The 18,284-nt window shown below is 68.6% G+C and carries 16 protein-coding genes and 4 tRNA genes; 10 read left to right on the forward strand and 10 right to left on the reverse strand.

Annotation, left to right across the window (positions count from 1 at the left end; genetic code table 11):
- Positions 1–77: 77 nt before the first annotated feature.
- The 6 genes from QSK36_RS25165 to QSK36_RS25190 all read right to left on the reverse strand — a co-directional run bounded on the left by QSK36_RS25165 (position 78) and on the right by QSK36_RS25190 (position 3,662).
- Positions 78–878, reverse strand: a complete 801-nt coding sequence (locus tag QSK36_RS25165) for a barstar family protein (RefSeq protein WP_285784089.1) — start codon at positions 876–878, stop codon at positions 78–80.
- A gap of 108 nt (positions 879–986) precedes the next feature.
- A tRNA-Phe gene (locus QSK36_RS25170) sits at positions 987–1,060 on the reverse strand.
- A 20-nt stretch (positions 1,061–1,080) separates the two neighbouring features.
- Positions 1,081–1,155 (reverse strand) — tRNA-Asp (locus QSK36_RS25175).
- Positions 1,156–1,264: 109 nt separating this feature from the next.
- Positions 1,265–1,337, reverse strand: a tRNA-Glu gene (locus QSK36_RS25180).
- The gene (locus QSK36_RS25185) at positions 1,338–2,909 is read right to left on the reverse strand and encodes a metallophosphoesterase family protein (RefSeq protein ID WP_352240882.1); all 1,572 of its coding nucleotides are present in this window, start codon (positions 2,907–2,909) and stop codon (positions 1,338–1,340) included.
- 117 nt (positions 2,910–3,026) lie between these two features.
- Positions 3,027–3,662: a TetR/AcrR family transcriptional regulator C-terminal domain-containing protein gene (locus QSK36_RS25190; RefSeq protein ID WP_285784090.1), complete on the reverse strand. Its 636-nt coding sequence runs from the start codon at positions 3,660–3,662 to the stop codon at positions 3,027–3,029.
- Positions 3,663–3,748: 86 nt separating this feature from the next.
- Here QSK36_RS25190 and QSK36_RS25195 point away from each other — a divergent pair, with 86 nt between their 5' ends.
- The 4 genes from QSK36_RS25195 (at position 3,749) to QSK36_RS25210 (ending at position 7,362) form a co-directional block, all read left to right on the forward strand.
- Positions 3,749–4,678 (forward strand): ATP-binding cassette domain-containing protein, encoded by a 930-nt coding sequence (locus QSK36_RS25195; protein WP_502883334.1) that lies wholly within the window; start codon positions 3,749–3,751, stop codon positions 4,676–4,678.
- On the forward strand, positions 4,675–5,505 hold the full coding sequence (locus QSK36_RS25200) for an ABC transporter permease (protein ID WP_285784091.1): 831 nt from the start codon (positions 4,675–4,677) through the stop codon (positions 5,503–5,505). The genes QSK36_RS25195 and QSK36_RS25200 overlap by 4 nt, the downstream gene beginning before the upstream one ends.
- 12 nt (positions 5,506–5,517) lie before the next feature.
- Positions 5,518–5,859: a metallopeptidase family protein gene (locus QSK36_RS25205; RefSeq protein ID WP_030512067.1), complete on the forward strand. Its 342-nt coding sequence runs from the start codon at positions 5,518–5,520 to the stop codon at positions 5,857–5,859.
- Between the two features lie 210 nt (positions 5,860–6,069).
- A complete protein-coding gene (locus tag QSK36_RS25210) occupies positions 6,070–7,362 on the forward strand; it encodes an MFS transporter (RefSeq protein ID WP_183543646.1) in 1,293 nt (430 codons plus the stop codon).
- Position 7,363: 1 nt separating this feature from the next.
- Here the strand turns inward: QSK36_RS25210 and QSK36_RS25215 are convergent, their stop codons facing one another.
- The gene (locus tag QSK36_RS25215; RefSeq protein WP_285784092.1) at positions 7,364–7,783 is read right to left on the reverse strand and encodes a PspC domain-containing protein; all 420 of its coding nucleotides are present in this window, start codon (positions 7,781–7,783) and stop codon (positions 7,364–7,366) included.
- An 85-nt stretch (positions 7,784–7,868) separates the two neighbouring features.
- Between QSK36_RS25215 and QSK36_RS25220 the strand changes: the two genes are divergently transcribed.
- The gene (locus QSK36_RS25220; RefSeq protein WP_183543642.1) at positions 7,869–9,026 is read left to right on the forward strand and encodes an acyl-CoA dehydrogenase family protein; all 1,158 of its coding nucleotides are present in this window, start codon (positions 7,869–7,871) and stop codon (positions 9,024–9,026) included.
- A gap of 162 nt (positions 9,027–9,188) precedes the next feature.
- Positions 9,189–9,263 (forward strand) — tRNA-Lys (locus QSK36_RS25225).
- A gap of 63 nt (positions 9,264–9,326) precedes the next feature.
- Here QSK36_RS25225 and QSK36_RS25230 read toward each other — a convergent pair.
- The gene (locus QSK36_RS25230; protein ID WP_183543640.1) at positions 9,327–10,631 is read right to left on the reverse strand and encodes a tyrosine-type recombinase/integrase; all 1,305 of its coding nucleotides are present in this window, start codon (positions 10,629–10,631) and stop codon (positions 9,327–9,329) included.
- 299 nt (positions 10,632–10,930) lie between these two features.
- Here QSK36_RS25230 and QSK36_RS25235 point away from each other — a divergent pair, with 299 nt between their 5' ends.
- Both QSK36_RS25235 and QSK36_RS25240 read left to right on the forward strand, forming a co-directional pair.
- Positions 10,931–11,767 (forward strand): sensor histidine kinase, encoded by an 837-nt coding sequence (locus tag QSK36_RS25235; protein ID WP_183543638.1) that lies wholly within the window; start codon positions 10,931–10,933, stop codon positions 11,765–11,767.
- Positions 11,768–12,338: 571 nt separating this feature from the next.
- Positions 12,339–13,289 carry an STAS domain-containing protein gene (locus QSK36_RS25240; RefSeq protein WP_285784093.1) on the forward strand — a complete coding sequence of 317 codons (951 nt, stop codon included), beginning with the start codon at positions 12,339–12,341 and terminating at the stop codon, positions 13,287–13,289.
- 136 nt (positions 13,290–13,425) lie between these two features.
- Here the strand turns inward: QSK36_RS25240 and QSK36_RS25245 are convergent, their stop codons facing one another.
- On the reverse strand, positions 13,426–13,677 hold the full coding sequence (locus QSK36_RS25245; RefSeq protein WP_182900513.1) for a hypothetical protein: 252 nt from the start codon (positions 13,675–13,677) through the stop codon (positions 13,426–13,428).
- 270 nt (positions 13,678–13,947) lie between these two features.
- Between QSK36_RS25245 and QSK36_RS25250 the strand changes: the two genes are divergently transcribed.
- A complete protein-coding gene (locus QSK36_RS25250; RefSeq protein WP_285784094.1) occupies positions 13,948–15,042 on the forward strand; it encodes a ferredoxin reductase in 1,095 nt (364 codons plus the stop codon).
- Positions 15,043–15,053: 11 nt separating this feature from the next.
- Positions 15,054–16,163 carry a fatty acid desaturase family protein gene (locus QSK36_RS25255; RefSeq protein WP_285784095.1) on the forward strand — a complete coding sequence of 370 codons (1,110 nt, stop codon included), beginning with the start codon at positions 15,054–15,056 and terminating at the stop codon, positions 16,161–16,163.
- A gap of 109 nt (positions 16,164–16,272) precedes the next feature.
- On the opposite strand, the gene QSK36_RS25260 is transcribed toward QSK36_RS25255, so the two are convergent.
- A complete protein-coding gene (locus QSK36_RS25260) occupies positions 16,273–17,979 on the reverse strand; it encodes a SpoIIE family protein phosphatase (protein ID WP_285784096.1) in 1,707 nt (568 codons plus the stop codon).
- Positions 17,980–18,284 lie beyond the last annotated feature (305 nt).

Consider the following 18,284-nt stretch of genomic DNA (forward strand, 5'->3'; position numbering starts at 1 on the left):
GCCGATCAGAGGGGTACCTCAGAGCAGTCGGCGGCCCACCTTCTAGGCCGACAGCCTGCTCCGGGAGACCTTTCAGATCACCTCGACACCACGGCCGCGTCGTGGTCCTGAAAGATGGAAAGGATGACGTCGTAATACGTGGAGGGCTCGTCCGCCCCCTCAACAGGAGTCGCCAGCGACTCCCGAGCAATCTGGGAATCGCGCCAGATCAACGTGAACGGCGTCCGCGCCCCGAACCCCCCGCGCAGGCAGTCGTCCAGCGCGTCGAGGTTGCAGCCGAAGTAACCACCCGGCCCGTTGATCGCCTCTCCGACCGCAAGGTAGAAGCCTGCCTTATCAGTGACGTGTGATCCATTGAGATCATACGTACGGCCTGGCAGACGATCAGGCTGTCTTGTCCGCCACCGGTTCTGAAGACGGACGATGGTCAGCCATTCCTCTCTGTCCGCTCCTGTGTAGCCAGCCCAGAGATCGGCTCTGTCCGGCCTGGCGGTAAGCCAGTGCTCCCACACATGACGTGAACTGGCGAGTGGACTGTCCCACCCCCAGCCGGCGACCACGTCTACCCGCTGAGGATCGATCGCCGAGGGGCGCCAGTCAAAGAGCTCGCCCACCCAGAAATCTGCGAGCGGCTCCCCAGCGAGGTCGAGCATCCGCAGCCCTCCCACATCCAACGGGTTCCGCTGGCGATAGCGCTTGGAGCCGGTCAGGTAGTCGCGCATCCGCTGCGACGGAAGGCACCCCAGAAGTTCGATCGTCACGGACTCGTCCTCGTCGGTCGCCTCCACGAAGAGGCCCTCGGCATCAAGACACTGCCCGAGGATCCGATCGTCCTCGTCGATCAGAAGAAACTTCGGCCGGAGAGATTCCACAGGCATCGCACTGTCTCAATGGTCGGCGACGTTGCTGTAAGCGTTGCTGTCACTGGAGATTGAAAAACGCCCCGGCCGTGATCGGCTCGGGGCGTTTGGGCTGTTCATTGAAGGTGGTCAGGGGCAGGGTCGAACTGCCGACCTTCCGCTTTTCAGGCGGACGCTCGTACCAACTGAGCTACCTGACCTCGGCGGCTGCCGCCGTACGCGGTCCTGACGGGACTTGAACCCGCGACCTCCACCTTGACAGGGTGGCGAGCACTCCAAACTGCTCTACAGGACCTTTATGTCCGGGGGGCTTTCGCTTCCCCGTGTTGTTCGGCTCGCCTAGCTTACCAGCTTCCGGGAGGTCTTCGACCTTCCGTCATCCGGTGCGCTCGACGCGCTCCACGTGCCCCCAACGGGATTCGAACCCGTGCCGCCGCCTTGAAAGGGCGGTGTCCTAGGCCGCTAGACGATGGGGGCTCAAGGCTTTCGCCCTGTTCCGTGACGCCTTCCGTCGGAGACCTCTGAAGCATAGGGGACGTTTGCCCCTGATGCCAAAGCGGCCGGCGACGGCGAGCCGCTGCCGGTTGCCGTCGGCGACGGCGCCTGCGGCGACTCGGGAAAAATTGTACGACCAGGGTCCGGCTCGATATGACGCTCACACTGAATCCACTGCTCGCCGAGGCCGCCGACGGTGATGTCGTCCCAGGCCTCCAGGCGGTGGCTGCTCTTGCCGAAGTAGAGCACCGAGGCGGTCAGCGGGGTCGGCTCGTCGTGTTCCAGGCCGCGCAGTCCCGCGCCGCCGGTGGACCCCTGGATCATCAGGCGGGTGCCCGAGGGCAGCAGCTCGGTGGACCGCGCGTGGACGTGCCCGCTCAGCACGAGCGGCACATACCCGGACAGGCCCCGGCCCACGGTCGGGTCGTGGACGGCCACGATGTCGGCAACGATCTTGTCCGGGGCCGAGGTGGAGGCGGACCTGGGCCGCTCGCGCGGCGCCAGCTTGGCCGCGTTGGCCCGGCCGAGGTCGAGGAGGCTCTTGCTCTCGTCGCCCGCCGCCTGCACGGACTTGTCGGGGGTGAACCTCGGGTCGCCGATGCCGTAGATGCTCAGCCCCTTGACGGTGGCGGCGGCGCCGTCCAGCACGACCGCGTTCTTCTGCTTCTCGACCGCCCGCTGGGTCGTCATGGAGTCGTGGTTGCCGCGCACGTAGACGTACGGCACATCGAGCGAGCCGATCTCCTTGACGAACTCGTTCTCGGCCTTGGTCCCATGGTCGCTGATGTCGCCGGTGTCGATGATGAGGTCGACCTTGAACTGGTCCTTCAGCGACTTGATCACATTCCAGGCCAGCGGATTGATGTGCAGGTCGGAGACGTGCAGCACGCGGATGGTCCCCGGATCCGGGTCGAAGATCGGCAGATTCGACCCCGCCTCGTACAGCTGGGACACGTTGGTCACCAGCTTGGCGAGCTGGCCGCGATATTCGGTGAACTTGGTCACGATCGACTGGGCGCTGCCGACCAGGGACGGCACGCCCGTGAGCAGCCCGGTGTACCGGGGCTCGGCGATCGAACGGGGGTTGAACGTCAGCGCGGAGACGCCGCCGAGGATGACGACCATCGCCAGCGAGCCCGCCGCGGTCCAGGCCGCCCGCGACAGCCGCCGGAAGGCGACCAGGCCGGTGAGGAACCCGGCGGCGACGGCGAACAGCACCGCGCGCACGACGAGGCTCCGCAGCCCGGAGATGACGTCGTCCTCGATGGTCGTCGGCAGCCGATCGGCCCACCTGGGGTTCTTGAGAATCTCCTCCGCCACCTCCGGATGAACCGCCTCGATCGACAGGTCGAGCCGCAGCGGGCCGTTGTGGCTGTCGAAGCTGAGCGTCCCGAGGGGCCGTACGTCGATGACGGTCTCCCCGCGCCAGGACGGCGCCAGGGACATCCCGATGTCGGCGGGCCCGACCGGTGTGTCCACCTTGGCGCCGAACGCCATCCCGAGCCATCCGCCGATCACCGCCGCCAGCACGACCGTGAGCACACGGGCGGACACACGGGCGAGCCGACTGCCGACCGTCCTATGGGCGAACGCCCTCAACCTCGAGTTCTCCATCCCTTCCTGACTACCCGAAGATGCGACCTTTTTGGTTACCGGAACACGGTGTTCCGGTTACCGACCGTCGGGCTGGGCCTCCAGACGTGCCCGCATTCCGGACAAAATCAGCGCTATACCGTGCTCGAAGGACGCGTCCGTCTGCGGGCCTTTGGTCTCGGCCATGACCGCGCGCACGTTCGGGTACGGCGCGAGGCTCTCCAGCGCCTCCTCGAACAGGGCCGGGTCGCTCGTTCCCCGTTCCTGGTCGGACTGCTCCTCGAGGACGAACCCGCCGAGGAAGCTCGCGAGCGTGCCGAGACCCCACATCGCGTCCGTACGGGTGAATCCGGACCGCAGCAGCGATTCCAGGATGGTCTCGACGGTCTGCAGCGTGGCCGTGCCGGGGTGGGTGCCGGCGGTGAGGCGCGCGGTGTCGCGGTGCGACTTGAACGCGCGGCGCTGGCCCCTGCACCACTCCGCCAGCCACTCCTCCCACGACTCTCCCTCGGCGAGCGGCCGCAACGGCTCCTGCGCGGAGATCGCCTCGGCCATCTCGTCCAGCAGTTCCTGCTTGTTCCTGAAGTGCCAATAGAGGGCGGGGGCCTGCACGCCCAGCTCGGTCGCGAGTCTGCGCAGGGTCAGCTTCTCCAGCCCCACCTCGTCCAGGAGTCGGATGGCGGTCCTGACGATCGTGTCGCGTTCGAGTGCCACGGTTGACAGCTTAACGGCGTTCAATGCATCCTTAACGTTGTTAAATTTAACCGCGTTAAGGAGATGCCGTGATCCATGCGGAAGGAGTGCGCAAGCGGTTCGGCACGACCGAGGCGCTGCGGGGCGTCGATCTCGACGTGCCGCGCGGCTCGGTGTGCGGCCTGCTCGGGCCCAACGGCGCCGGCAAGACGACGATGGTGCGCGTCCTGACGACGCTGCTGCGCCCCGACGCCGGCTCGGCCCGGGTGGCCGGCTGCGACGTGGTCAGGGACGCAGAACGGCTCCGCTACCGCATCGGCCTCGCCGGCCAGCACGCGGCACTGGACGAGCTGCTGACCGGACGCCGCAACCTGGAGCTGTTCGGCCGGCTCTACCACCTGCCCCGTCGTACGGCCCGCCGCAGGGCCGAGGAACTGCTGGAGCGGTTCGGGCTGACGCAGGCGGCGAACCGTCCCGTGCGGACGTATTCGGGTGGCATGCGCCGCAGGCTCGACCTGGCCGCCAGCCTGATCGTCTCCCCGCCGGTGCTGTTCATGGACGAGCCGACCACCGGCCTCGACCCTCGCAGCCGCCTCGCGCTGTGGGACGTGCTGCGCCGGCTCGTCGCCGAGGGGACGACCCTGCTGCTCACCACGCAGTACCTCGACGAGGCCGACCACCTGGCCGACCGGATCGCCGTCATGGACGCCGGGCGGGTGGTCGCGGCCGGGTCGCCGTCCGCACTCAAGGCGAAGGTGGGCGGCGACCGCGTGAGCGTCGCCTTCCGCGACGCCGCGGACGTGGCGCCCGGCGTCGAGGCCGTGCGCGGGGTGCTCCCGGGCGAGCCCGAGATCGACGCCGCCGAACGGCGGCTCGTCGTGCCCGTCTCGGACGGTGCCGCCTCCCTGGTCAGGGTCGCCGCGGCCCTCGACGCCGCCGGGGTCGGCGTGGAGGACCTGGGGCTGCGCCGGCCGACGCTGGACGAGGTGTTCCTGGCGCTCACGGACGCGCCCGCCAAAGAGAAGGAGGCCGCGTGATCACCCTGGAACCCCCCGCGACGAGGGCGCAACGGCTGCGCTGGGCCCTGAGCGACACGTTCGTCATCGCGGGCCGCAGCTACTCCCAACTGCGCACCCAGCCCGGCCAGATCGCCGCCGAGCTGGTCGCCCCGGTCATCATGACCATCCTGTTCGGGTACGTCTTCGGCAGCGCGATCAGCCTGCCCGGCGGGGGCGACTACCGGAACTACCTGATGCCCGGAATCTTCATGCAGGTCATGGCGCTGTCCGCGGTCGCCTCCGCCACGTCGGTCGCCGAGGACATGGCGCGCGGCATCATCGACCGCTTCCGCGCCCAGCCCATCGCGCGCGCCGCCGTACTGGCCGGGCGGAGCCTCGCGGACATGTCCAAGGACTGGCTGTCGCTCGCCACCATGAGCGTGTGCGGCCTGCTGATCGCGGGATGGCGTCCGCACAGCACCCCTCTGGAGACGCTCGCCGGCTTCGCGCTGCTCGCCCTGTTCGGGTACGCGATGATCTGGCTGGGCACGTACATCGGGCTGTTCGTGAAGAACGGCGCGCAGGCGGACGCCGCGACGTTCGGCTGGCTGTTCCCGATGACCTTCCTGGCCAACGCGTTCGTGCCGCTGGAGGGGCTGCCCGGGTGGCTGCGGCCGATCGCGGACTGGAACCCGATGAGCGCCGTCGTCTCGGCCGCCCGGGAGCTGTTCGGCAACCCCGGCTCGGCCGCCGCCTCCTGGCCTCTCCAGCACCCGGTGACGGCGTCCCTGTGCTGGTCGCTGCTGATCATCGCGGTGTTCGCACCGCTCGCCGTACGGCGCTACCGCACGGCCGCCTCGCGGTGACACGATGAGACGGTGATCGACGTCCCGCTGAAGAGGTTCGAGGAGCTCGTGGCCGAGGCGCTCGACACGATCCCTCCCGATCTGGCCAAGGTCATGGACAACGTCGTGGTCGTGGTGGTGGACGACCCGCCCGAGCCCGGCCTGCTGGGGCTCTACACGGGCATTCCGCTGACCGAGCGGGGCGACTGGTATTCGGGGGTCCTCCCGGACCGCATCGAGATCTACCGGAACCCGACGCTGGAGATCTGCGAGACCGAGGACGACGTGGTCGAGGAGGTCCGCGTCACCGTCGTCCACGAGATCGCCCACCACTTCGGCATCGACGACGAACGGCTGCACGAGCTCGGCTGGTGACTGCCCTTTTCCCGGCGTCTCCCTCGTCAGGGTTTCCCCTCGTCAAGGCGGCGATCGGTGTTCGCGGGCCGCGAAATGGGACCGTCAGCGGGTTGCAAAAGTCCCATCCGACGGGCACTGTAAGTAACATGTTGACCACGGACTGTCAGATCCAGTCGCCGGGGCGGACACCGGCGGAAACGGCCGGCGGAGCGACCTCTGCGGAGTGAGATGGCGGCCACCAAGCCCGGCAGGCTGTCCGGCCGGCACCGCCGTCCCCCCGAGGTGCGGACCACCTATCGGGAGGTCGCCGCGATCCCCGAGTTCCGGGCCCTGTGGCTCGGACAGGGCATGTCGCTGCTCGGCGACCAGCTCGCCCAGGTGGCGCTCGCGGTGCTGGTCTACAGCCGGACCGCGTCGCCTCTGGCCACGGCCGCCGTCTACGCGCTGACCTACCTGCCGCCCATCCTCGGCGGGCCCCTGCTGGCCGGGCTCGCCGACCGATACCCGCGCAGGCGGGTCATGCTCTGGTGCGACGTGCTGCGCGCCCTGATGCTCGCCGCGATGGCCCTGCCCGCCACGCCGTTTCCCGTGCTGTGCGCGCTGGTCTTCTGCGTGGTGCTGCTCGGCGCGCCGTTCTCGGCCGCCCGCGCGGCGCTGCTGCCCGAGGTCCTTGAGGCCGACCGGTACGTCGTGGGGTCGGCCCTGCAGAACGTGACCAACCAGGCCGTGCAGATGCTCGGGTTCGCCGCCGGGGGCGCGGCGATCGCGGTGCTCGGGCCCTATCGGGCGCTGGCGCTGGACTGTGCGACGTTCCTCGGATCGGCCCTGGTGATCGTCGCGGGGGTGCGGCACCGCCCTGCGCCGCTGCGGGAGGACGGCGAGCGGCCGTCCGTGTGGCGGATGACTCTGTCCGGCGCGCGCCTGGTGTTCGGCGAGCGGCGGCTTCGCACGCTCGTGCTGTTCGCCTGGCTGTGCGGGTTCTACGTGATTCCCGAGGGCATCGCGGCGCCGTACGCCGCGGCGCTCGCCGACGGGAGGCTGCCCGTCCCGGTGATCACGGGTCTGCTGATGGCGGCGATGCCGACGGGCACGGTCGTCGGCGCGTTCTTCTTCGGGCGGTTCGTCACGCCGTCCGGACGGCTGCGGAGCATGGGCTGGCTGGCCATGATGACCTGCGCGCCGCTCGTGCTGTGCGTGATCCGGCCACCGCTGGAGGGCGTGCTCGCCCTGTGGGTGCTGTCCGGCGTCGGCGGGGCCTATCAGCTCGCGGCCAACGCGGCCTTCGTCCAGTGCGTCCCGGCGTCGGGACGTGCCGCGGCGTTCGGGCTGGTGCAGTCGGGCCTGCTGGCCGCCCAGGGGGTCGGCATCCTCGTCGGAGGCGCCGCCGCCCAGCGGCTCGGCCCAGAGGCTGTCGTGACGCTGGCGGGCGTGGCCGGGCTGTGTGCCGCGGCCGTGCTCGCCATGCTCTGGACCGAGTCGCGCAGGGAGATCATCGCCAAGGTCCGGGCCGCCGCTACCTGAGTCAGGCCTGCGGACCCTGGTTCTGGGAGTCGCCGTCGGAGGGCCGGCCGTACGGGTGCTGCTCGTAGCTCGGGGCCTGCGGGGGGTACGGGGTGTGGGTGGAGCGGCCCTGGTTCCAGCCCTGCTGGACGTTGTCCCACTTGGCCTTGGCGTCCTGCCAGGCGCGGCCGTCCTTGTTCTTGTCGATGAGGTCCTGGACGATGGAGGAGTTCTTGCCCTCCTCGGGGAGGAGGAGCCAGGCGACGGCGTAGACGCCGACGCCGAGGCCGCCGAAGAAGCTCGCGACGGCGAGCCCGAGGCGCAGGATGTTGGCGTCGATGCCGGTGTACTCGGAGACGCCCGAGCACACCCCGGCGACGATCCTGCCGTTCCGAGTGCGGTGGAGCTGCTTGACCGAACCGTTGGTGTTCATCTCGTTCATACCTCCACAGTGCCTCTCAGGGGGGTGGGCGCACATCGGGATTCCCCCTGGCCCTACCCCGAGGAGGCCCGGATACCCTGACGCCATGGACGACCTCCTCGAACTCGACGACCAGCTCGACCCCGAGCACCGCATGATCAGGGACTCCGTAAGGGAACTCGTCTCCGGCGAGGTCCTCCCCCACGTCGGCGAGTGGTTCGAGCAGGGCACGTTCCCCGCCCGCGAACTCGCCCCGGCCCTGGGCTCGCTCGGCCTCCTCGGCATGCACCTGGAGGGGTACGGCTGCGCCGGGCTCGACGCCGTCTCGTACGGCGTGGCCTGCCGGGAGCTTGAGGCGGGCGACTCGGGGCTGCGGTCGTTCGTGTCCGTGCAGGGGTCGCTGGCGATGTTCCCGATCTGGAAGTACGGCTCGGACGAGCAGAAGCAGGAGTGGCTGCCCCGGCTGGCGTCAGGGGAGGCCATCGGCTGCTTCGGCCTGACCGAGCCCGACCACGGATCCGACCCCGCCGGCATGCGCACCACCGCCAAGCAGGACCCGTCCGGCGACTGGATCCTGAACGGCGCCAAGATGTGGATCACCAACGGCTCGATCGCCGACGTCGCCGTCGTGTGGGCGCAGACCGACGAGGGCATCCGCGGTTTCGTCGTCCCCACCTCGACCCCCGGCTTCTCGTCCGCCGAGATCCACCGCAAGCTGTCGCTGCGGGCCTCGGTCACGGCCTCCCTGTACTTCGACGACGTACGGCTGCCCGCCTCCGCGGTGCTGCCTGGCGTCGCAGGGCTGAAGGGCCCGCTGTCGTGTCTCACGGAGGCGCGGTACGGCATCCTGTGGGGCGTGGTCGGGGCAGGCCGGGCATGCCTGGAGGCGGCCGTGGACTACGCCACCACGCGGGTGCAGTTCGGCAAGCCGATCGGCGCCTTCCAGCTCACGCAGGAGAAGCTGGCCTGGATGGCGGTCGCGCTCGGCCAGGCCGGGCTCACCGCCCTTCACCTCGGCCGGCTCAAGGACGCCGGGAAGCTGAAGCCCACCCAGGTCAGCTTCGGCAAGCTGGCCAACGTCCGGGCCGCGCTCGACATCGCCCGCGAGGCGCGTACGGTGCTCGGGGCCAACGGGGTCACGCTGGAGTATCCGGTCATCAGGCACATGACCAACCTGGAGTCCGTGCTCACGTACGAGGGCACTCAGGAAGTGCATCTGCTGACTCTGGGCAAGGCGCTCACGGGCCTTGACGCCTTCCGCTGACGACCTGCGTCATGGCCCCTCGCCGGGGCCTGCCGAGACCGATGGCGGGGCGATCAGGGACAATGGCGTCGCCGAAGACGCGGTACTCTCTGTACCCTGCATCTTGGGGAGTGTTCCACGGATCACACCGCGACGCGGGCGGGCTTCGCGGGGCACGACCAAGGGGTGCTAGCTCAATGGCAGAGCTGCGGACTTTTAATCCGTCGGTTCAGGGTTCGAGTCCCTGGCGCCCCACCACCTCTGACCTGGGCGTTCTCCGCAACGGGAGATCACCCGATCATGGCCTGGGACACGGATGGGTCACACCTGGGTCATCCAGCCGCATCGCCCCCTGAGCACCTTCCGAGCGGTCCCGCGCGCTGCCGACAGCACCAGCCGCGCCGTCGCCCCGGCCGCCCGATGATGCAGCTCCGGCAGCACCGAGGTGTAGGTGTCGGCGGTCAACACGATGCTGGCGTGGCCGACCTGGTCCTGAACCACCGACAGATCCACGTGCGCGGCCAGCGCCAGCGTGACCGCACCATGCCGCAGGTCGTGCAACCGCACCGGCGGCAGCCCGCTCCTGCGCACCAGCTTATGGAACCGGTAGGTCAGGTAGTCCGGCGCCACCGGAGCGCCGTCGGTACGGGTGAAGACGTGCGCCGTGTCGTCCCAGGCCTCCCCGCGATGGATCTTCTCCGCCCGCCGGTCGCGTTCATGACGGCGTAGCAACCGCACCGTCTCCGAATCCAGCGCGACCGTGCGCCTGCTGGCCGCGCTCTTCGGCGGGAACGGGACCAGCTTCCCGCCAACGTGCACCAACTGCTGGACCACGGCGAGCTCGGCCCTCTCCAGGCTGAGATCCACCCAGCGCAGGCCGGCCAGTTCGCCCCGGCGAAGCCCGCGCAGCGCGGCCAGCCACCACAGCGGGAACAGAGGATCTTCGCGGACATCGTCCAGGAAGGCCACCAGCTGCGGAATCGTCCAGACCGCCACCGTGGGTCTCTCCCCGGTGGCCTTCCACGCCGCCACCCAACGGTCGGTCCATACCTGCGCTCTCGGACGTGGCGCGGCGGGCAACCTCAGAGCACGGGCGGGATTACTGTCGATCAGACCTTCCCGGACGGCCTCGTTCAGGGCGGCCCGCAGCGTGGCACGGATCCGCTCCAGTGTCGCGGTCGCCAGTGGTCTGCCGTACCGGTTCCGGCGCCCGGCCAACGCAGTGAACATCCGCCGTACATCGCAATGAGACAGTTCCGACAGCATGATCCGCCCCAGCGCCGGGACCAGGTGCAGCCGGACGTGATCCGCATACCCCTGCCGAGTTCTCGGCCGGATCCCCTGATCGGTCGCCAGCCAGTAGCGCAGCCACTGGGCCACCGTGCACCCCGTCCCGATCGGGCCGCCCTGCTCGGCTGCGATCAGCTGCCGCCCGGCTTGTTCGGCTTCGCCCGCGCTGGCATAGCCTCCTCGCCGGGCACGCTCCCGGCACCCCGACAGGCCCCGGATCTGCACCGCGAAGTACCAGGAGCCGTGCCCGTCCTCGAGCAGCCGCGGGCACCGCCCGCTCCGTTCGGTGCATCCGCACCGCTTGTAGACCACTGCATGGCTCTCACGCATCGCCATCACCTTCCTCCCAGAGAGAGGAACGACAATCCGTCGAGCGCCGAGCGTTGATCCGCCCTCCGGTGCGGGCGCCGGTCAGGTCGTGCGCCGAGCTCGACGTACGCGACGAGGTCGACGGAGTATTGACCCGCTGTGCCGGCAATCAATCGTGGTAAACGGTTGATCGAAGGGTAGGGAGCCTACGCGGCGGGATGGTTCGTGGGGAGTATCTGATGGGCAGATCAATTCTGAGCGAGCGGCTGGAGCGCGCAAGTCCAGGGAGGGACACCAGTTCTCACAAACGGTGGTGGAATCTCGCCATGGTGCTGGCCGCCGCGGTTGCGGGCCAGGTGCTTGTCCGCCGACTGCTGCGACGCGTGCGTTCTATCTCCGGTGACCTCGCCGAGATCAACGTCAGCGATGAACGCGCCCAAATCGCTCAGCAGCATGGCCCGCAGGAGGTGACGCAGCTGGTCGACAACATCAACGTGAGCTTGGACATGCTGGACCGTGAGCGGGAGTTCACCACCAACATCGCCCACGAGATCCGCTCCCCGTTGGCCGGGATACGCGTCACGGTGGAAGAAGCGACTACTCGTCCCGGCGAAGCCGACTACCCCCGCGTGCTGGAGGTGGTACTACGTGGAGTGGATCGACTGGATGCGCTGGCTACCGCACTTCTTATGATCGCCCGTTCCCGCGCCGCCCAAGCCGACTGGGAACGGATCGACCTGTGCGAACTGGTCAGGCAGGAGGTCGCGGACCGGAACGACCCCATCTCGATCGAAGTCATCTGCACTCCCGGTGTCGAGGTCACAGCCATGCGCACGCGGATCTGCCAAATCATCACCAATCTGCTGGACAACGCTCAGCACCACGCCACCCACCAGGTGCAGGTCCACGTCGGCCGCAGCGACGGCAATGCCCGACTGGCGGTGTCCGACGATGGCCCCGGCGTGCCGGAGAAGGACAGGGAACGCATCTTCGACCGGATGTACCAGCTCAAAGCCATTTCCCAGCGGGGCGGCCCCGGCACCGGCCTCGGCTTGGCCATCACCCGGGATATAGCGAAAGCCCACTACGGAGCCGTCTGGGTCGAGCCCTCCCCGCTCGGCGGCGCCTGCTTCATCCTCCAATTGCCCATCGCCGCCCCCTGAACCACCACGGGCGTACAGGGCAATGGCATCCAAACTGGAAACTGTTGTGATTTATCGACCTCGGACCGAACGTCTGATGTCACGGCTACACGAGAGGTTGAGACTCAGCCTGAAAATCGTTGGCCGCTGAAACCATGAGCGGTCACAGGCAGGCGGGGTGCCGGCCAGCGCGCCGGGCAGTCTCGGCCAGTTCGTTCAGGGGCCGCCGTCCAGGCGGGACAGCGGCGGGCAGGGTAGAGATCGCGAGTCCAGTCGCCTCAGGCGGCCGATAAGGGTGAGGGATGCGACGTCGCGCCCGGCGACGAATCTCACCCGTTAGTGAGGCCGCTCCGGCGAGTGGCCTAATCCACATAGAATTCCGGACGCGACAACGGTCCCCGACCCACGCACCCGCTCCTGCGTGTCCCTGAAAATAGGGGACATTTTACTTCCGGAACGGCGCCATTCCAGAAAACCAGGAGGTAGTGTTTAGGAACCGAGGATTTTTCGTGCGTTGGCACTCAGGTCGGCGTCGCCCGCGGCGATATATCAGGACGCGGTTCTTTCGAGGACCAAGACAGGCCAGGCGATCATGACACCGACGCTGCTCTCTCGTTTCACACCGCCCAGCGCCCCAGCCGGCACAGCCCCCGTCATCGGCTCTGCGGTTCGACTACGGTTGGCTCCCGTCCCTGGCCCGCGGGGCACCGTGGACGGGGCGTGTTGGCCGCATTCCCGTGACGCCACGGTGGAACTACCGGGTCTCATCGCCGCCGTCGACCAGCGACTAGGCCTGACGACACTGCGCGTCGGCGTGCACGTCGACGCATGGGACCACATCCCCCACCGTGTCCAGGCCGGCGGACGCCAGGTCAAAGTGGGCTGGTTCCACAGTGCCGATCCTCGCCTCGTCACCCTGACATTCGCGGAGGCTGAGCCTGTCATCCTGCTGGTCGTCCCGCCATACACCGCGGACGGTCCTGCCGGGGCGGCGCTCATGCTCGCCAGTCAGGGCAGGTTCGGCCCGCTCCCGGTCGACCTCCTCACCACCGCAGCCCACCACGCCATCGGTACACGGGATGCGGACGGGGAGAACGAGGGGGTGCACATCACTACGCTGCCGACGGACCTGCTCCACGGGTGCCGACACCGCCGATCGGACGCCCACCTGCCAAGCCTGCCGCCAGAGGCCCCGTCTCGTTGCCAGCCGGAGCATTCCGTCTCCATCCGCGACCCCGCGCCACTTGGCAGAGCCGACCGGTCGGCCCCGACGACCATCCGGCTGTCCGGTGAAATCGACATTTTCACCAGTCCCGACCTGCGCGAGGATCTGCTCGACGTCCTGCGTTACAGCAGAAGCCTGCTCATTCTCGACCTTTCGGGTGTGGCGGCATGCGACGCCTGCGGGTTGGGAGTCCTGGTCGGCATCCAGCGCCGCGCCAAGACGATGGGGATCACCCTCTCCCTGACCGCAGCCCGCCCGTACATGTATCGGTTACTGCGTGTAACCGGCCTGGACCGCACCATACCGATGCTGACGTAGCCGAAGGCCCGGACCCGCGACGCAGGCGGCAAGCCCCCGCCGTAGGAGAGGCGGGGCCGCGAACGAGCCCAGCCGGGGTGGGCCCGGAAGACGAAGGAAGCGTCGTCGTAGCCGCACGGGTGCCCTACGCGAGGGTTCAGAAGCTGCTGATCCGTGTCCTCGCGTAGGGAGCGAAGCGGGCTGCCACCACGTGCCTGAAGTTGACCACGTAGGTGAATGTGCCCGGCTCTCCCTCATGGGAGACCTGAAGGGACACGACGGCGCCCTGCTCCATCCAGCTGACGAGTCTCTCGGCTGCGGGCATCGTGCCGTGCACGCGGAGAATCAGTTCCTTTTCCTTGCCAACACTCAGCAAGTAGAGCAGCCCGGTGGGAGCGTCCATGGTCATACGCTGCTCCTCATCGAAGGATTGACCGGGTCCACGTGGGTATCCCCGCAAAGCCCCCCGCGTAGCATGCGCGTCGCCGCTTCGGCGGGCCACCTCTTCCCGTAGCCGTGCTGTCACGGGCCTGCCGCCTACCACTCCGTTACCGGTCCTGGGTCGCTTGCTGTGCCCTTCGTGGCTCCGGCCTGCGGGTGCCGGACGCGGGCACCGGGTACATGTCCGCACGGATGGCCTGTCCGTCGACTGGATCCTCGACTGCCTCGGGAAGGCTCCGTGATCCTTACACGCGCGTCCGCATCCCCTGCGACTCTCCTGTGGCGGCTGGCGACAGCCGCGCACTGGCTGACGTCACCGCTGCTTCCCGAGGACTACCTCGCGTTAATCAATCCCCTCTGGGCGGCAGGGGAGTTGTGCGGCCGGGTCGAGTCGGTTCGTGCGGAAACGGCCGATGCGGTGACCCTGGTGATCCGCCCGGGGCGAGGCTGGCTCACTCACCGTCCCGGTCAGTGGGTGCGGATCGGCGCCGATATCGGCGGGCGGCGACACTGGCGCATCTTCTCCCTGTCGTCGGCTCCGGGTAGGTCCGGTGGTTGCGTCACCGTCACGGTCAAGGCCGTGCGCGGCGGGCTCGTCTCCGACCACCTCGTGCGGAGCACGGCGCCCGGGGCGGTGCTCAGGCTGGGCCGGCCCGAGGGGACGTTCGTCCTCCCGGAGCCACCGCCCCCTCGCCTGCTGTTCGTGACCGCCGGGAGCGGAATCACCCCCGTGATGGCCATGCTGGACAGCCTCCTGGACGGTGTTCCGGCCGTGACGGGGCCGGACGTCGTGCTGGTCCATTCGGCGCCGTCACCCGGCGACGTCATCTTCGGCGGGCGGCTCCGGAGCCTGGCCGAACGGTGTCCGCGGCTACGACTGCACGAACGGCACACACGCTCTGAGGGACGGCTGCGGCCCGCGGAGCTGGCCCGGCTCTGCCCGGACTGGACCGAGCGGTCCGTCTGGGCGTGCGGGCCACCGGCGATGCTCGACGACCTCGCGGCGTACTGGACCGGGCCCGCGGACGGGCTCCATGTCGAGCGCTTCAGTCTGGTGCCGGCAGCGGCAGCGGGTTCGGGGGGACGCGTCCGCTTCACCAGGAGCGGCCGAGAAGCCGAGGCCGACGGCGAGACGACGTTGCTGGCTGTCGGCGAGAGCGCGGGGGTGCTCATGCCGAGCGGCTGTCGCATGGGCATCTGCTACGGATGCGTCGCGCGCCTTCGCTCCGGTCAGGTACGTGACATACGGACCGGCCAGGTGCACGGAGACGCAGGGGAGATGATCCAGCCCTGCGTGTCGGTGGCGGCCGGCCCGGTCGAGATCGAGCTGTGAAAGGAACAGACATGTCTGCCACATTCGATCCGGCCTCTGTCGACGCCGAAAGGTTCGGCCGCGAGCTGGACAAGATCCGCGACGAGGTGCTCGCGAGCCTCGGTGAGCGGGACGCGGCTTACATCCGGGGTCTCATCGCCGTCCAGCGCAAGCTGGAGCTGGGCGGCAGGGCGCTGCTGTTCGCCTCCTGGTTGCCTCCCGCATGGATCGCCGGAACGGCGGCACTGGCGGTCGCGAAGATCCTGGAAAACATGGAGATCGGTCACAACGTCCTGCACGGGCAGTGGGACTGGATGCGGGACCCGAAAATCCATTCGACCACATGGGAATGGGACACCGCCTCCCCCGCCGACCAGTGGAAACACTCCCACAACTTCGTCCACCACACCTGGACGAACGTGCTCGGCAAGGACCGCGACATCGGCTATTCGGTGGTGCGGATCAGCCCGGAGCAGCGATGGCATCCGATCTATCTCGCCCAGCCGCTTTACAACGCGCTGCTGGCCCTCTTCTTCGAGTACGGCATAGCGATCTACGACCTCGAACTGGAACGCATCCCGTCGGGACGAAAGGATCCGAAAGAGGCGCTGGCCCAACTTCGCGCCGTGGCGGCCAAGATACGACGCCAGATCATCAAGGACTACCTCGCGTTCCCGCTGCTCGCCGGCCCGGCCTTCCTGCCCGTCCTGCTCGGCAACCTGACCGCGAACATGGCACGCAACGTCTGGGCACACACCATCATCTTCTGCGGCCACTTCCCTGAGGGCGCCGAGGTCTTCACCGAGGACCGACTCGAGAACGAGACCCGCGGCGAGTGGTACGTACGCCAACTGCTCGGTTCGTGCAACATCGACGGCGGACGCCTCTTCCACATCATGAGTGGCAACCTCAGCCACCAGATCGAGCATCACCTGTTCCCCGACCTGCCCAGCAACCGGTACGCCGAGATCGCACCGCGGGTCCGCGCCCTGTGCCAACGGTTCGGCCTCCCCTACGCGTCCGGCTCACTGGTCCGGCAGGCCGGCTCGGTCTGGAAGCGTGTCCTGCGGATGGCCCTGCCGGGGCCGGGTCGGCCATCGGCGGCCGAACCGCCGGCGAGTGCGCTCAAGGCCGCGGCATGAGCACGGGCGGGTCAACCTGTGGCATGAGAGAGCCCCGGGCCCGGCGAGAGTCCGGGGCCGCATGGCCGTCGGATACCGGGAACAAGCCGTAGGCCGGGCGCGTACACAATCAGGCGCCGGTGCCGCACGCGGGAAGGCGTAACGCGAGAAGAGCGACGTCGTCGGTGGTCCCGTGGGGTATGCGTCGCACGATCTCGTCGCACAGGCCCTCCAGCGGGAGGTGAGCCATGGCCGCGGCCTGCGCCCGCAGCCGGGCCAGGCCGGTGTCCAGGTCGCTGCCGGGACTTTCGACGAGGCCGTCGGTGTAGAGCACGAGGGTGCTCCCAGCCGGCATCGGCTCGACGGCGTCTCGCCTGGTCGACTCGATACCCAGGCGGAGCCCGAGCAGCAGATCCTGTCTTTGTTCCAGATAGCGGGCATGCCCGTCAGGGGTGACCAATAGGGGCGGCGGATGCCCGGCGTTGCTCCAGCGCAACCGCCAGGGACCATCTCCGGAGCCTTCCACACGCGCCAAGATCATCGTCGCCATGGGCACGTCCGTGACGGCGGACATCGCCTGGTCTACCCGGTTGACGACCAGGCTGGGCGACACGCAGCGGTCCCACGCCAGCGTGCGCACCATGCTGCGCAGCTGGGCCATCTCAGCGGCGGCCCTGATGTCATGGCCGACCACGTCACCGATGACCAGGGCGGTGACGCCGTCGGGCAGCAGGAAGGCGTCGTACCAATCACCCCCGACCTGAGACCCCACCGAGGCCGGAAGGTAGCGCGCAGCCATCTCAAGGTGGCCCACCTGCGGCAGCGGAGCCAACAGGTGACGTTGCATCATTTCGGCCACCTCGCGTTGCCGGCCGAACAGGCGCGCATTACCCACCGCCAACCCCGCGCGACGCCCGATGTCGGTGACCAGCGTCACATCGGTGGCGTCGAAGGGGCGGGCCGGGTCGGTACGCGCCACGGTGAGAGCCCCCAGCACCTGCCGCTGGGTGCGTAGCGGCGTGATGATCGCCGACACCGCTCCCCGGGCCGCGAACAGCTCACGCTGTGCGGCGGCCATGCCGGAGTCAGGTTTGCGGGCTATGTCGCCCGGCCCCAGCAAGACGGTCTCACCTCGATCCAGCACCCGCGCCAGCAGGGAGCCGGGAGGCTCGGGCAGCGGGGACCCCGCCGCCTGATCAGCAGGAGGGATCACCACCACCCGCTCCACCTCGTCGTGCTCGACACGCAGATCCACCATCGCCCAGTCGGCCAACCGGGGGACGATCAGCCTGCCCAGCCGTTGCAAGGCCTCGTCTACTTCCAGCGTCTGGGTCAGCACGGACGTGATCTCGGTGAGCAGCGTCAGGCGGGCGTTGAAGTCCTCCAAGATGGCAAGATGGCCGGCCTGCTGACGAGAGAGGTTCAGCCGCTCGGTGATGTCGGTGAAGACGACGATCACCCCGAGTACCTGCCCGCCCTCCTGCACTATCGGAGCGGCCGACAAGGAGACCGGCAGCAGGCTGCCGTCACCCCGCAGGAAGGTCGACTCGTCGCCACGCGCCGGACGACCGTGCTCCAGCACTCCCATCAGCCGACAGGTGGAGCGAGGAGTCAGCCCGTCGTCAGCGCCCCTGTGCAGCAGATCGTGGGCATCGGCGCCTAGCATCTCCGCCACGGGACGGCGCAGCAACGCCCCGGCCTGCAGGTTCGCCATAGTGATAAGGCCAGCAAGATCAGTCAGATAGATACCCGCCCCCGCGCTGTCGAAGGCCGCCTGCAGCAACCTCTGGTCGGGCAGGCCGGCATGGCCATGCGCGCTGGGCAGATGCCGCCTCATCGCCGCCCTGCCTTCTTCCGGTCCATCACTGCCTACGCCCTACCCGCCGACACGCCGAGCACGCGGGGCAAAACCCGCGGCCATGTCGAGCCAGCCGGCTCCCCTGAAGAAGCCTGAGGATCCCATCTCGACGAGGCGTGGGCAATACTCGTCGAGGAGGCTGGCCCATAGTGGGTCATCCCGGCGAAACGCCGCGCGGAGCGCCTGCACCACGCTTTCGACGCGACCTACGCGCCGACTGTAATGACGGCACCAGTGTCGGCGAGTGCGCAGGGTCGTCGACGAATTCAATGGTGAAGGACGCA

It is taken from the genome of Microbispora sp. NBRC 16548 (assembly GCF_030268985.1).
Classification (GTDB): domain Bacteria; phylum Actinomycetota; class Actinomycetes; order Streptosporangiales; family Streptosporangiaceae; genus Microbispora; species Microbispora catharanthi.